Below are 13,838 nucleotides of genomic sequence, written 5' to 3'. Positions count from 1 at the left end.
GCGTGTTGTTTCGACGGGAGTGCTCCTTCGCTGCGGATGCGCGATTGTCAGCACAGCGCTGCTGGCACATGATGCGGTTACCTCATTGCCAAGGATGTGCGTGATGCGCCTGCTCGCTGCGGTTCTGTTCGGCATCAACGTGATGGCATGCACCATGGCCGATGCATCGGCACAAACCACGCGTCCTGCGCCGCCAAGCGCGGACTGCCTGGATGCACGCCAGGTGACGGAATTGCATCAGGCCGATGCGCGCACGCTCGCTGTAGCACAACACGACGGACGCCTGTTCCGCCTGCAGTTGGCGCAGGACTGCACACAGCTCGCCGCGCAGGCAGATGCCAATCTGCTCGCGCCGCACGGTTGGGTCTGCAATGGCGCACAGGCGTATGTCAGCGCCGGGCAGCAACGGTGCGCCATCAGCCAGGTCACCACGCTCAGCGCGCGCGACTACGCCGGCATTGCCCGGCAGCGCGACCGCGACGGTGTGCCCACACTGGAAGGCGTCAGCGTGCGCGAAGCACGTCGTCGCAACTTCGCCGGCTCGTCCAGCTACTGCTTCAATCCCAGCATGCTGCGCGCATGGTCGGAAGACGCGCAGGGCCTGGTGGTGGAAGTGTCGCCGCGCCATCCCGGCACGCATCGCCATTATCGCGTCGAGTTGATGGACAGCTGCCGCGAACTCAGCGGCGCACCGCCGATCCGCTTCGTGTCCGGCATGGGCTTGAATGCGATCTGCGGCAATCCCGGCGACAAGGTCGATGTCCTCGACGAAATCGGCCTTGCCGGCGCAGGCGTCGGGACGGGCCAGCAAGGCGACCTGAGCACCACGCGCGGCGGGCAGTTTGCGCGGATGCGCCAGAGCTGCATGGTGGCCGCGGTCTATCCGCACGATTGATGGCACCTGCAAGACAGGCAATGCACTGCACCGCGGGAGCGCGATGAAGTTCCACTAGAGCCATCGCGCACAGGCGCATTCCTGCGCGAGCGACTTACCCGCGAGTGACGCTCACGCTTTGCGCAAGAAGCAGGTCTTCAGCACCAGCCCCTTGATCTTTTCCGAGTTGCCTTCGATATGTTCGGCATCGTCTTCGACCAGGCGGATATTGCGGATCACCGTGCCCTGCTTGAGTGGAATCGACGCGCCCTTGACCTTGAGATCCTTGATCACCGTCACCGTGTCGCCGGCCTGCAACACGTTGCCGTTGCTGTCGCGCACGACCGTCGCGTTCGCGGTGGCCTCGCCTGCAGTCCATTCGAAACCGCACTCCGCGCAGATCGACAACGCGCCGTCGGCATAGGTGTTGTCCTGGCCGCATTGCGGGCAGGCGGGAACGGTAGACATGCGATTCCTTGGTCGAAACGGGCGTGGATTGTAGCTCCCCGGCGCTGCGATCACGCACCCGGCACGGCCACGGCGCGATAGTGCAGCGCTTATCGAATACCCCGCAGGTCGCACGTGTCCAACCCGCCAGTGTCCCCCACATCGAGCGCCGCACACGCTGGCAACGCCGGCGGCGGACCCAGCGATGCCGGATCCGGCGGCCCTGCAAAACCCAAGGGCTCGCACCTGGTGGTTTACGTCGCGCTGGCCGGCAATCTGGCCATCGCAGTGGCCAAATTCATTGCTGCAGGCATTTCCGGCAGCTCGGCCATGCTCAGCGAAGGTGTGCATTCGCTGGTGGACACCGTTAACGAGGTGCTGTTGCTGTACGGCTTGCGTCGTGCCGCGCAAGCACCCACGCCGACACACCCCTTCGGTTACGGGCGCGAGCTGTACTTCTGGAGTTTCATCGTCGCGCTGTTGGTGTTTGCGATGGGCGCCGGCGTCTCGCTCTACGAAGGCATCGTGCATCTGCGTCATCCAGAGCCGGCCAAGAGCCATCTTGTCGCCTACTGCGTGCTCGGTGTCTCGATCGTGTTCGAAGGCATCTCCTGGGTGGTGGCACTGCGCGAATTCCGCGCCAAAAAGGGCCGCATGGGCTATTTCGAGGCGTTTCGCCAGAGCAAGGACCCCAGCACCTTTACTGTCTTGCTGGAAGACAGCGCGGCGTTGATCGGCCTGTTCATGGCACTGCTTGGCCTGGCCGGCGCGCAGCTGTTCGACATGCCCGAGCTCGACGGCATCGCATCGATCGGCATTGCCGGTGTGCTCGCTTTCACCGCGTTCCTGCTGGCGCGCGAAACCAAGGGCTTGCTGATCGGCGAACCCGCGCATGCGCATGTCACCGAGTCGCTGCTCCGCATTGCCGCCAGCGACCCGGATGTGCGCGCCGCCAACGGCGTGCTGACCATGCAGATGGGCCCGAACCAGGTGGTTGCCGCGCTCAGCGCCGAGTTCGAAGACAGCCGCACCACGCCGCAGATCGAAGCCTGCGTCGGGCGCATCGAAGCAGCAGCCAAGCGCCAGCATCCCGAGCTCACCGCGTTGTTCATCAAACCGCAGACACCGGAAACCTGGCGCGCGCGCCGCGCACAGATCGAGCGTGGCGCGCAACCGGAGTGAATGCGCACACAGCTGGCTGATGCAGCTGCGCCGCGCGCTCGATGTGCGGCGTTTTAGCGCTATGCGTGCTGTACCGTGACGCAGCGAAACGGCAGCAAACGCATAACAGCAGTTAACAAAACCACTGTACTCACCGCCAGACGAGCGCGGCCGGTGCGCGGTGCGACATGGACAACGCGTGCACTCCGGTGTTGAGCACGCCGTCCACACCCACCTGACCACTGCTCGCTATGTGTTGCTAGCCGCTCTTGCTACACGGGCCGTGTAGCGAGCCGAACCGCACGACCGTCACACACAAGCCTGCGTGGTACCACATTGGCTTGCAGCAGCGTCGTGCCAGGCAGTGCACCAAGCTGATCCTCGCCCAAACCGCAGCGCTTGCTGCGGTTGCATGATCCACTGCGATTGCCTACGGTGTGCAGGCAGCATCTCTTCGCATCGTGAATCAGCCGATGCACTCCCCTCGATCACCCGTCATGGAGGTTTCCAATGGAAATCAGCCAAGGTCGCGTTGCGACCATTCACTACACGCTGTCCGATGACAGCGGCCTGGTACTGGACCGCTCCACCCCGGACACCCCGCTGAGCTATCTGCACGGTGCCGGCAACATCGTTCCCGGCCTGGAGCAGGCACTGGACGGCAAGCGCATCGGCGACACGCTCACTGCCGACGTTGCGCCCGAACAAGGCTATGGCCCACGTCATGAGCAGCTGATCCAGCACGTGCCGCGCGATGCCTTCCCCACCGATGTCGACGTCGTGCCCGGCGTGCAGTTCGAAGCCCGCACCCAACAGGGCCCGGTCCTGGTGACCGTGACCGACGTCGGCCCGGAGCAGGTGACCGTGGACGGCAATCACCCGCTGGCCGGGCAGACCCTGCACTTCGCAGTCGAAGTGGTTGAAGTGCGCGAAGCCACTACCGATGAATTGAACCAGGGCCACGTCGACGACATCGCGGCCTGATGCAAGATGCCGCGTGCCGCCCGGCACGCGGCACATCGGCTTGGGCGCAATGCCTGCGTGCCGGTCTGGACGGTGGACGCGGCAGCCGTAGTAAAGTGCGCGGCCCGCTCTCAGGCACTCTGCATGAAACTCGGCATCGACTTCGGTACTAGCAACTCCGCCGCCGCGGCGATCGTCGACGGGCAGGTGCAACCGGTGCGCTTCGGTGAGGCCTTGCAGTTCCGCACCACGGTGTATTTCCCCGACACCATGCGCGATCCGGAGAATTTCAGCCTCACGCCCGCGCTGGAATACGAGATGGAGCGCCTGATCGACTCCGCCCGCCGCGATGCGACTGCCGCCGGCCGTACCCCCAATCAGGACAGCCTGCGCCGCGAGGCGTTGCGCATCGTGCGCCGGCAATGGATGGAAGAGCAGGTGCGCGAGCCGCGCAGCTCGGCGGCGCTGCTGCAGAACGCGGTGTACGGCGACGACGCGCTGGATGCCTACTTCCTCGAAGGCGAAGGCAATCTGGTGCAAAGCCCCAAGTCGATGCTGGGCTACAACCTGCACCCGCGCGCGCGCCAGACCATCACCGGCATCGCCACGCACGTGCTGGAACATATCCGTCTCACCGCCTCGCGCCAGTTCGATCTCAACATCCGCAACGCCGTGCTCGGCCGCCCGGTGCAATTTCGCAGTTCGATCGGCGAAGCCGGCAATGCACAGGCACTGGAGATTTTGCAGACCGCCGCCATCGCCGCCGGTTTCGACAGCGTTGAGTTTCTCGAAGAACCCGCAGCCGCAGCGATGCACTATCACGTCAGCCACGACACCCGGCACGACACGGTGGTGGTGGACATCGGCGGCGGCACCACCGACATCGCGCATGCCAGCGTCGGCGGCAGTGCCCCGCCGCAGGTGCACCGTGCCTGGGGCATTCCGCGCGGCGGTACCGATATCGATCTGGCGCTCAGTCTCGCCGCCTACATGCCGCTGTTCGGCCGCGGCATCACCCGCGTGCCGGCGCACCACTATGTGGAAGCGGCGATGGTGCAGGACATGACCCGTCAACGCGAATTCCGCCTGCACAAATACCAGGACGTGCCTGCCCCGTTCGACAAGCGCCTGCAGGCATTGCAGGACACCGGCAATACCGCGCGCCTGTATCGCGGCGTGGAAGCCTGCAAGATCGCGCTCAGCGAGCTCGACAAGCACCAGGCATCGCTGGAATTCATCGAACGCGGGCTGGGCGTAGACGTGCAGGCCAGCGCACTGGTGGCGTCCGCTTCCAGCTATTTGCGCGAGCTGGAAGGTTTGCTTGCGCAGGTGCGGGCCGACATGGCCGCACCGCCGGCCACCCTGTTCCTGACGGGCGGCATGTCGCGCGCCGGCTATATCCGCGACACCGTGGCGGCGGCCTTTCCGGAATCGCGCATGGTGCATGGCGATCCCTCGTTCGGCGTGGTGCAGGGCCTGGCTTGGGCGGCGGCACAGGGCGCCCGCCCGTCGGACGGTTAACACAAATCGGCGCTCAGCGCCTATAATGCGCGGTTGCTGCCTGACGCTCAGCCGTCTCGCCTGCAAGGCACGCCCGTCGTGCCGCCGCGATTGCGCACCGAACGCGATCGCACTTCTCGACACCGCTTTCGCGCGCACCACCCTCGCCGCACGCGGTGTCATTGCACTTCCCCGCTACAGGAGGCCACATGGCACGTCCCGCGACCAAGCAGAAATCCCAGCCCAGCATCGCTCGCAGCGAAGGCAAGTCGCAGCCGCTCAGTCGTGAGCGTATCGCTGCCGACATCGCCGCGTTCCGCAAGACCGGCGGCCGGATCGAAGTGCTCACCACCAACTTCGGCCCCGCCCGCAACGACGGCGACAAGATCGCGTAAGCAGCGAGCACGCTGTCACTTGCGCCCGCATCGCAGCGCGCGCTTGCGACAATTGCCGCCAAGGGTTGCCTTGAAGTGTTACCGACGTGCCACCGCAAGGTGGCACGTCTGTTTTCGGCGTCAGTTGCTGTAGTCGATACGCACCGAACCCGAGTGCGACTCCAGTTTGATATCGCCGTTGCCGGCCCCCAGCGTCGCGCGCAGGCTCTTGCCAGGGCCGTACTCAGGCCGCTCCACCCGCCCGGCCACCGAGTGGATGTCGCCACTGAAGACCTCCACATTCAGCGCCGCCGAGACGTTGCGCGGCACGCCCAGCGTGATCGTGCCGCTGACACTCTCTGCAGAGATGCTGCCGCCCGGCGCCAGCCCGGCCACCGTAACCGAGGCCGAGCCAGACACGCTTTGCGAACGCAACTGCGAGACCTGTCCCGCGCCGATCCGGACATCACCGGAAACGGACTCGGCCGACACCACGCCGCTGGCACCGGCTTGCGCGTCGATTTGCCCACTGACCGTGCCCAGCGTCACCCGCCCGCTGCTCACCGTGCTGCGCAACGTCCCGCTAACCGTCTCCAGCTGCGCTTCCTTGGCACGACCGCGCGCCACTACGTCGCCACTGACGGATTTGAGCCGCAGCTGCGCAAGATCGACCTGGTCCACATCGACCGACGCGCTGACCGCAGCCACCTGCAGCATGGCGCCGCGCGGCACGCGCAACTCCAGCTGCGCCCCCTTGCTACTGCGGCTGGTATGCGGATAGATCACTTCCAATTGCAGCCGATTCGAACTCGCATCGACCTCCAGCCGCTGGCCCTCGCCCAAGGTGCCGGTCAGCGCCACCTCGTCGCGGTCCCACCCACGCACACGGATCTGACCGGCGATGTTTTCCAGCTCCACGCGCCCCCCACGTGCCAACGGATGACTCTGATTGACCGCCGTTTGGGCCGCCGCAGGCGCAGCGCAAACCGCAGCCAACAGCAACAGGGAAAGATGTGCGTAGCGCATGAGCATGCTCCTCAACTTGGGAAGGATGCCTCGCCCTGGGAGGCAAGACGGGTCAATTGCAGCCGTTTGGCGTAGGTGCGCTGCAGTTGCGACAACAAAAAGGCGGACTGCGGGCTCTGCGCGATGGCCGCGTGGATGGCCCGCGCGCTTTGATCCAGCTCATCCAGCGCAGGCCGCAGATCGGCCGGCACCTGCTGCAGCGGAACCTGGGCGATGGCCTGCTGGTATTGCCCGGCCATCGCCTGCGCCTGCGCCACGAGCGCCGGCTGCACAGCACGCGGCGGCGGTGTGTGCTGCCTGATGCCGGGCACGACAGCGACCAAGGCCACGACCGCTGCCAACGCAACGCCAAGCACCGGCAGCGCCCAGCGACGACGACCCGGCCGACGTGCCACCGCAGTGGCATGCGGCACCAGCGCCGGCGCGATGCGCTCCCACAGCTGCGCAGGCGGCAAGCGCTGCTGCGGCAACACCTGCAAGCGCGCGACCAGCGCAGCGTCTTCGGCCCGGGACTCGGCTTCGATGCGATCAGGGTGATCAGGGTGATCAGGGGTCATGCGTGTTCTCCAAGCCGCGCGCGCAGCAGACCGCGCGCGCGATGCAGTTGTGCCTTCGAACTGCCGACTGCCATCTGCAGTTGATCGGCAATTTCCTGGTGTTTCCAGCCTTCGATATCGTGCAGCACCAGCACCGCCCTGGCGCGCGGCGGCAACGTTTCCAGGGCGCGCTCCAGATCCATCCGGATCGAGTGACAACCTGCTGCGTCGGGAACTGCCGCAAGCATCGCATCGGTATCGTCACTGGCCTGATCGCCAAACGCCGCACGTGCGCGCAGCTCCATCAACGCGGTATTGACGGCAAGCCGATGCAACCAGGTGCCCAACGCACTCTGGAAGCGAAACTGCGGCAATGCCTTCCACGCGGCGATGAAGGTGTCCTGCAATACGTCATCGGCGCGCGCGGCATTGCCGCCACACAAGCGCCAGACCAGCGAATACAGCCGCGGCGAATGGCGGCGATAAATCGCCTCATACGCAGCGCGTTCGCCAGCCGCTGCCGCACGCGCCAACGCCGCATCGTCGCGGTCGGCGGGGGTGGCACACGGCAGGGCATCGATGGGCACGGAGGTGTCGAGCATAGCCAGTTGGATGCACCGAACAGCGCAATGGTTTAAACCCGCGCAAACTTTTTTGGAAGCCCGCAGAACGGCGCGAGCCCTGGCTGGTGTGCTGGCGGTGCCGCATGGCTGGATCCGTGGCGAACAGCCGTCTCACCACTGCAATCGCTGCAGTGCTCGCTAATCCTCAGCGCAGCAGCCGATCACCACTGCGAGAGCGGCCGATAAAGCGTAGCGAGCAGTCGTCAGGTGGTGCGCGGATAACGCACTCAGAACCGGGCTTACGGGTAGTCCCTGCCGATTCCCGGCCACGGCCGCCTGCCGGTAAGCGCAGTACGCATGTTCGCAGCTCTAAAGCTTTTGGCCGGCCGCCGCATCCAAGTCTGCAATGGCGCACTCCCGCGCCGCATCGCCGCCTGCCGACGCTACCGCGGCGTAGCGCCTGGTTTACGTTGGAGATCGTCATGCCACACCTGCTCGGACTGGCCCTGGCCTAATGCACGTCCCACTGCCCCCAAGTGCAGCGACTGGACACAGTGCAGCTCAGGGTGACACCTGCCCGAATCGATGTCTGCCTACTGCATGCCCCCTTGGTGCAGGCCTCCTGCATCGGTGCCAGTAGACCGGATCAGTGGGCACCGGTCCACGCGATCGCGCAGACCTGGCGGCGCTTGGCGGTCTTGGTCGCGCATGACGTGCGTATCGGCACTGAATGGCCAAGATCGGATACAGCGAAGACGAGTTGGCTCCCAGCCAGCGCGCCTCCGCCATCGGCAGGACGCGACTGCCTCAAGGTCCGATCACCAGCGCATCTATAGAGCCGCTCGGCAAGCGTTGTACGGCGCTGTAATGCCAGGCACTTGGTTAGGCGCGTCTGGCGTCGCCGCGGCCTTGAGCAGCGCTGCGTCGCAGGAATACCGTCGGTTTCGCCAGTCCGCATCCACCTCACTCCCCTCAAAAAACAGGACAAGCACGAGGTGTAGCAACAGCGCCTGCTACAGCCGGATGACTCAGACGCGCGCGCACGTTCATCCCCTGCACCTGTCGCGTGCAGGTTGCGCCGTTACAATGGCGGTCCACCCCGCTTTTTGCCTGATCTGATGTCCGCGTCCGACCCCTTGCCCGCCATGATCCGCAGCCTGTTGCCTCACTGGAACCCTGAGTGGTTGGCAGTCGCAGTGCCAACGATCAAGATCGTGCTGATACTTGCCTTGGCGGGCTTGCTACGCCTGTTGTTGCGGCAATTGCTGCGGCGCGTATGCACGCGCTACAACGTGCCCGCCGAGATGATGATCGGTATTCGTCGCGTTGGCAGTTTCATCATTTCGACCAGCGCGTTGCTGATGGTCTTGCACGTTGCCGGTGTCTCTAGCGAAACGCTATGGACGGCATTCACCGGCTTTGCTGCGGTTGGCGCGGTGGCGTTTTTCGCCGCATGGAGCGTGCTGTCCAATATCTTCTGCACCTTCCTGATCATCACCACACGTCCGTTTCGCCTGCACGATCACATCGAGCTGCTCGAAGGTGGCGACAAGCCCGGCCTGAAGGGACGCGTGATCGATATCAACGTGATCTACACGACATTGGAAGAAACCGGCGACCATGCGGGCAGCGTGCTGCAGGTCCCCAACAGCCTGTTTTTCCAGCGCACCACGCGCCGGTGGCGCGAAAGCAGCGGTTTCAACACGAACTGAGCACGCAGTGACGTGGAGGGCATGCGACCACCGCTCTTGCCGACCGCAAAGCTCCCGAACGTCAGCAGCGCTGCCGGAACAATGTGCTCTCGGCAACGCATGTTTGAGGTCAACAAGACACCCGCCATTCGCGAGCGCACCAACGCACTCAACGCAGTTGGCTGTCTTTGCTGCCGCGACGGTTGAATCCGCCTTGCGCGCCCTGTTCCAGGTCGTGCGCCTCCTGACAGTTCACGCACAACTGCACGCCAGGCACGGCCTTGCGTCGCGCTTCGGGAATCGGCGCATCGCAAGCTTCGCAATGGGTCAGGCTCGCCCCCTGGTGCAGCTGACTGCGCGCACGCTTGATCGCGTCTTCGATGGTGGCATCGATCTGGTCCTGCACTGCCCCATCACCCGCCCATCCGGTCGCCATGATCGTCTCACCCTTATCTGGTCAGGCTGGATAGATGGTCATTGGCGCAGGCAAATCCAAGCCGGCCGTGCACAGTGCCCTCAAACTGGGTGCTCTAACATTCAGTCATCCGCACCCACGAGGGATTTGCAATGGAACACCCTGTCCACCCGTTCTCCGAATTGTTCGCCCAACTTGGCTTGGCCTCCGATGAGGCCAGCATTCGCACCTTCATCGCCGAACATTCGCCCTTGCCTGGCGATATACGCCTGGAAGAAGCGCCGTTCTGGACGCCCGCACAGGCGCAGTTGCTGCGTGAAGAACGTCTCGACGATGCCGACTGGATCGTGACCATCGACCAGCTCAATATCGCCCTGCATACGACCGCTGACGATACCGGCGTCTGACTCAGGCCCGCTCGATGCTTACGGTAGAGATCGCCTTCAGCGATCGCGCTGTACAACGCGCTGATAAAAAAGAGCGGCCAATGGCCGCTCTTTTTTGCAGCAGTGCAGCTGACAGCGCAACACTGTCCAGCTGCACACTGCGCGTCAGGTCACCTTCTTGGCGATCGTCATGCCCAGCACAAACAGCACGATGGCGATGATGATGCCGGCCCAGAACAGGAACTTGGCAATTCCCATCGCAGCGCCTGCCATCCCGCCGAATCCGAGCGCACCGGCAATCAGTCCGATGATGGCGAAGATAATGGCCCACTTGATCATGTAGTTGTCTCCTAATCCGGCACGCTGCCGTTGTTCGATCGTGTGCTTGCGACACAGCGCCGCAAAACATGCGCTGCACGCTACCCATCCACATGTGCCGCATTCGTGAATACACCTGACACACGCTGCCACACGCAGGCGGCGTTCAGCGCTAACGGCGCGTAGGTTCTCTGCGAAGACACTGCACGTTGACGGTTCGTCGACGTCACCAGGCAACTTTCGATCGATGCTGTTTTCAACACTGATCGAGTCGATAGCGACCACGCAGCAGGCGAGCTGGTCGCGCTTGCCTGCATGAAACTGATGTCATTGACCGCAATCGTCGGGAACCATTCGAACGCTCTGCAGCGCGCCTGCTCTTCACGGCTAAGACAGATTCGCCAGCATCGGCGATCATGCAGCTCTTGCAGCAGTCGATCGCCATGGACACTCTTCGCTATCTCACCGGTTACCCGCCCGCCGTCCTGGATCAGGTGCGCGAGCTGATCGCACAGGACAAGCTCGCCACGGTCCTGGCGCGGCGCTATCCGGAGCGGCACAGCATTCGCACCGATCGCCATCTGTACGATTACGTCAAGGCGATGAAGGAGCGCTACATGCGCTCCTCGCCCACCTTGCACAAGGCGATTTACGACAACCACCTGCAGGTGGTGAAGCATGCGCTGGGCACGCACACGGCCATCTCGCGCGTGCACGGCGGCCGGCTCAAGGCCAGTCGCGAAATCCGGATTGCCTCGGTGTTTCGCGATGCACCGGAGCCCTTCCTGCAGATGATCGTGGCCCACGAGCTGGCGCACTTGAAAGAAGCCGATCACAACAAGGCCTTTTATCAGCTGTGCAACCACATGACCCCGGACTACCACCAGCTCGAATTCGACCTGCGCCTGTATCTGACCCACCTGGCACTCGCAGCAGACAGCTGATCGCGTTGTGCCGGGTCACCGATTAGGATGCAGCCATGCACGCCTCGTCCCTCGCGCAACTCACCCTCGCCGCACAAGGCCAACAGCCCGCGGCCATCAATGCGTTGGCGCAGGCGCTGGTGCGCGCCGGTGAGACGGAGCAAGCTCTCGCCTGGTACATCCGTGGCGCAGCCGCAGGCGATGCCACCGCCCAGATCGAAGCCGGCCGCATGCTGGCCTACGGCATCGGCGGTCCGGTGGATGTCGCTCAGGCCATCGCGCACTGGCAACACGCAGAGCACAACGGCGTGGCTGCAGCGTCGTATCTGCTGGCGACGCTGGCTATGGGCGAGGACCCTGGGCAGTTGGGAACACAAGCGCATGCGCGGTTGCACGCTGCAGCAGACGCACACTACCCGCCGGCGCTGCGCGCGCTAGCCATTCAATACGGTCGAATCGATCACCCGCATCAGCAACAACACTGTGTGCGCCTGCTGGAGCAGGCTGCATCGGCTGGCGATGTGCCAGCCGCGGTGCTGCTCGCCGAGCGCCTGCTGCGCGGCGAAGGCATTGCCGCCCAGCCCGACGCAGCAGAGCACCTGCTGCGGCAACTGCAGCCGCTGGGAATCACGGCCCTCCCCGAGGTCCAGATCGCGCCTCCCGATCCGGTCGATGACAGCGCGCCCGCGCACATGCACTTCACCCCTCGCGGCGCGCCGACGCGGCTCCACCAGCGTCCAACGATCGAAAGCCACTCCGCCGTGCTGTCCGCCGACGAGTGCCGGCTATTGATCCTGCTGGCACGCCCACATCTGCGCGCCTCCCAGGTGTTCGATCCGAATGATGCAAGCAGCCAGCGCACGCCGATCCGCACCAGCCGCGGTGCGACGCTGGACCCGATTCTTGAAGACTTCGCCGCCCGCGCTGCGCAGGCGAGGCTGGCCGCTTGTGCGCGGCTACCGCTGACGCACGCCGAGCCATTGTCGGTGCTGTGCTACGCACCAGGGGAGCACTATCGCGCGCATCGCGACTACCTGCCGGCCAGCAGAATTGCCGCTGATCGTCCCGCTGCCGGTAATCGCCTGCGCACGGTCTGTGTGTATCTCAATGCGGTCGAGGCAGGTGGACAGACCGATTTCCCGGTTGCAGGTGTCTGCGTGCCGCCCTGCGCAGGGTCGGTGGTGTGTTTCGACAACCTGCACGCCGATGGCCGACCCGATCCTGATTCGCTGCATGCCGGCCTGCCGGTCGCGGCCGGGAACAAGTGGCTGGCGACGCTGTGGTTCCGGCAGCGATGCTATCGGGATTGGTGAACAGGTTCATACACTGCGCCCCACTGACGTGGTTTAAAATGTTGCAGCGCGACGTGATCGGACAGGGTCTGCAGACGTCGTTTTTTTGTTTCCCCATTGCACGGGTGCATGACCGGTGTCAGGGGAGGCACATCACGCAGCCCCGCGGAGCCTTCGATGCTTTTCGAAACCCTCGATACCACCGGTCACGAGCAGGTGATCTTCTGCCACAACCGCGACGCCGGCCTCAAAGCCATCATCGCCCTACATAGCACGCGGCTCGGGCCGGCCCTGGGCGGCGTGCGCATGCGCCCCTACCCCGATAGCGAAGCGGCGCTTACGGATGCGCTGCGGCTCAGCCGCACCATGACCTACAAGAACGCGTTGGCGGGGCTGAATGTCGGCGGCGGCAAAGCGGTGATCATCGGCGACCCCAAAACCGACAAGAGCGAAGTGCTGTTTCGCGCATTCGGCCGTTTTGTCGACACCCTGGGCGGGCGCTACATCACCTCCGAAGATGTCGGCACCGACGTCAACGACATGGAACAGATCTACCTGGAGAGTGAGTACGTCACCGGCGTGCATCAGGTGCATCGCGGCTCCGGCGACCCGGCGCCCTTCACCGCCTACGGTGCGTTGCAGGCGCTGATGGCCTCGCTCAATCGCAAGCTCGGCCACGAAGAGGTGGGCAAGGCGAGCATCGCGATCCAGGGCCTGGGCCATATCGGCATGGAACTGGTGAAATTGCTGAAGGAACGCGGCGCAAAGCTCTATGTGGCCGATCTGAATCAGGCGCTGGTGGATCGTGCAGTGGCCGAGTACGGCGCCGAAGCCGTGCGCCCGGAAGAAATCCATCAGGTGCCGGCCGACGTATTTGCACCGTGCGCGCTGGAAGGTGCGATCAACGAAAACACACTGCCGCAGCTCAAGGCCAAGATCATCTGCGGCACCGCCAACAATCAGCTCGCCAGCGCTGCGATCGGCGACGAGCTGCACAAGCGCGGCATTCTGTATGCGCCCGATTACGTGGTGAATGCCGGCGGGGTGATGAATGTGTCGCTGGAGATCGACGGCTACAACCGCGAACGCGCCATGCGCCTGATCCGCAGCATTTATCACAATCTGGAAAAGGTCTTCGACCTGTCCACGCAGTTGAACGTGTCGCCGCAGCAGGCAGCCGATCAAATTGCCGAAACGCGCATCGAGGCCATCAGCAAACTCAAACTGCCGCTGGGCCGCACTGCACCGCGTTTTTTGCATAAATTGCGCGGCGAATAAGCACGCCAGCAGGCGGGCCGCATTTGACGACACGTGCGATGACGCAACCGCGGCCGCACACACGACGCCCGGGCATTGCGCCCGGGCGTCA

Annotated in this window: 16 protein-coding genes and 1 other RNA gene; 11 read left to right on the top strand and 6 right to left on the bottom strand. The window is 64.3% G+C overall.

The features are described 5' to 3' along the window. Positions 1-94 precede the first annotated feature (94 nt). Positions 95-895, top strand: coding sequence for a hypothetical protein (locus ACZZ0O_RS13185; RefSeq protein WP_463592448.1), 801 nt, complete (start codon positions 95-97; stop codon positions 893-895). Between the two features lie 111 nt (positions 896-1,006). Here ACZZ0O_RS13185 and ACZZ0O_RS13180 read toward each other — a convergent pair whose 3' ends face one another. Beyond that, positions 1,007-1,342: a zinc ribbon domain-containing protein YjdM gene (locus ACZZ0O_RS13180; RefSeq protein ID WP_463590979.1), complete on the bottom strand. Its 336-nt coding sequence runs from the start codon at positions 1,340-1,342 to the stop codon at positions 1,007-1,009. A 114-nt stretch (positions 1,343-1,456) separates the two neighbouring features. On the opposite strand from ACZZ0O_RS13180, the gene ACZZ0O_RS13175 reads away from it, so the two are divergent. The 5 genes from ACZZ0O_RS13175 to ACZZ0O_RS13155 all read left to right on the top strand — a co-directional run bounded on the left by ACZZ0O_RS13175 (position 1,457) and on the right by ACZZ0O_RS13155 (position 5,340). Continuing rightward, positions 1,457-2,503 carry a cation diffusion facilitator family transporter gene (locus tag ACZZ0O_RS13175; RefSeq protein WP_463590978.1) on the top strand — a complete coding sequence of 349 codons (1,047 nt, stop codon included), beginning with the start codon at positions 1,457-1,459 and terminating at the stop codon, positions 2,501-2,503. A gap of 167 nt (positions 2,504-2,670) precedes the next feature. Continuing rightward, positions 2,671-2,747, top strand: a non-coding RNA gene (locus ACZZ0O_RS13170) — sX9 sRNA. A gap of 245 nt (positions 2,748-2,992) precedes the next feature. Next, positions 2,993-3,466, top strand: a complete 474-nt coding sequence (locus ACZZ0O_RS13165) for an FKBP-type peptidyl-prolyl cis-trans isomerase (RefSeq protein WP_055845266.1) — start codon at positions 2,993-2,995, stop codon at positions 3,464-3,466. A gap of 123 nt (positions 3,467-3,589) precedes the next feature. Further along, a complete protein-coding gene (locus ACZZ0O_RS13160; RefSeq protein WP_463590977.1) occupies positions 3,590-4,966 on the top strand; it encodes an Hsp70 family protein in 1,377 nt (458 codons plus the stop codon). Between the two features lie 188 nt (positions 4,967-5,154). Then, a complete protein-coding gene (locus ACZZ0O_RS13155) occupies positions 5,155-5,340 on the top strand; it encodes a hypothetical protein (RefSeq protein WP_010366034.1) in 186 nt (61 codons plus the stop codon). A 120-nt stretch (positions 5,341-5,460) separates the two neighbouring features. Here the strand turns inward: ACZZ0O_RS13155 and ACZZ0O_RS13150 are convergent, their stop codons facing one another. From ACZZ0O_RS13150 to ACZZ0O_RS13140, 3 genes are read right to left on the bottom strand one after another with little or no spacing between them, the layout of a single operon-like run. Continuing rightward, entirely contained in the window at positions 5,461-6,345 is an 885-nt protein-coding gene (locus ACZZ0O_RS13150) for a DUF4097 family beta strand repeat-containing protein (RefSeq protein ID WP_463590976.1), read from the bottom strand. 11 nt (positions 6,346-6,356) lie between these two features. Continuing rightward, positions 6,357-6,902: a hypothetical protein gene (locus ACZZ0O_RS13145; protein ID WP_463590975.1), complete on the bottom strand. Its 546-nt coding sequence runs from the start codon at positions 6,900-6,902 to the stop codon at positions 6,357-6,359. Beyond that, a complete protein-coding gene (locus tag ACZZ0O_RS13140; RefSeq protein WP_463590974.1) occupies positions 6,899-7,483 on the bottom strand; it encodes an RNA polymerase sigma factor in 585 nt (194 codons plus the stop codon). The genes ACZZ0O_RS13145 and ACZZ0O_RS13140 overlap by 4 nt, the downstream gene beginning before the upstream one ends. A 1,079-nt stretch (positions 7,484-8,562) precedes the next feature. On the opposite strand from ACZZ0O_RS13140, the gene ACZZ0O_RS13135 reads away from it, so the two are divergent. After that, positions 8,563-9,156 (top strand): mechanosensitive ion channel domain-containing protein, encoded by a 594-nt coding sequence (locus tag ACZZ0O_RS13135; RefSeq protein ID WP_463590973.1) that lies wholly within the window; start codon positions 8,563-8,565, stop codon positions 9,154-9,156. 148 nt (positions 9,157-9,304) lie between these two features. Here the strand turns inward: ACZZ0O_RS13135 and ACZZ0O_RS13130 are convergent, their stop codons facing one another. Further along, complete coding sequence (locus ACZZ0O_RS13130) at positions 9,305-9,571, bottom strand: DksA/TraR family C4-type zinc finger protein (RefSeq protein WP_463590972.1); 267 nt, start codon at positions 9,569-9,571, stop codon at positions 9,305-9,307. Positions 9,572-9,702: 131 nt separating this feature from the next. On the opposite strand from ACZZ0O_RS13130, the gene ACZZ0O_RS13125 reads away from it, so the two are divergent. Then, positions 9,703-9,957, top strand: a complete 255-nt coding sequence (locus ACZZ0O_RS13125) for a DUF2789 domain-containing protein (RefSeq protein WP_463590971.1) — start codon at positions 9,703-9,705, stop codon at positions 9,955-9,957. Positions 9,958-10,101: 144 nt separating this feature from the next. On the opposite strand, the gene ACZZ0O_RS13120 is transcribed toward ACZZ0O_RS13125, so the two are convergent. Beyond that, entirely contained in the window at positions 10,102-10,275 is a 174-nt protein-coding gene (locus ACZZ0O_RS13120) for a DUF1328 domain-containing protein (protein WP_003489471.1), read from the bottom strand. Positions 10,276-10,670: 395 nt separating this feature from the next. Between ACZZ0O_RS13120 and ACZZ0O_RS13115 the strand changes: the two genes are divergently transcribed. The 3 genes from ACZZ0O_RS13115 (at position 10,671) to ACZZ0O_RS13105 (ending at position 13,747) form a co-directional block, all read left to right on the top strand. Beyond that, positions 10,671-11,198: a M48 family metallopeptidase gene (locus ACZZ0O_RS13115; protein WP_323538137.1), complete on the top strand. Its 528-nt coding sequence runs from the start codon at positions 10,671-10,673 to the stop codon at positions 11,196-11,198. Positions 11,199-11,233: 35 nt separating this feature from the next. Further along, entirely contained in the window at positions 11,234-12,490 is a 1,257-nt protein-coding gene (locus ACZZ0O_RS13110) for a 2OG-Fe(II) oxygenase (RefSeq protein ID WP_463590970.1), read from the top strand. A 156-nt stretch (positions 12,491-12,646) separates the two neighbouring features. After that, a complete protein-coding gene (locus tag ACZZ0O_RS13105; protein ID WP_463590969.1) occupies positions 12,647-13,747 on the top strand; it encodes a Glu/Leu/Phe/Val dehydrogenase dimerization domain-containing protein in 1,101 nt (366 codons plus the stop codon). Positions 13,748-13,838 lie beyond the last annotated feature (91 nt).

It is taken from the genome of Xanthomonas sp. AC360 (assembly GCF_979258225.1).
The sequence above is the reverse complement of the archived record's forward strand: the minus strand, read 5'-3'. Positions and strand labels throughout refer to the sequence as shown.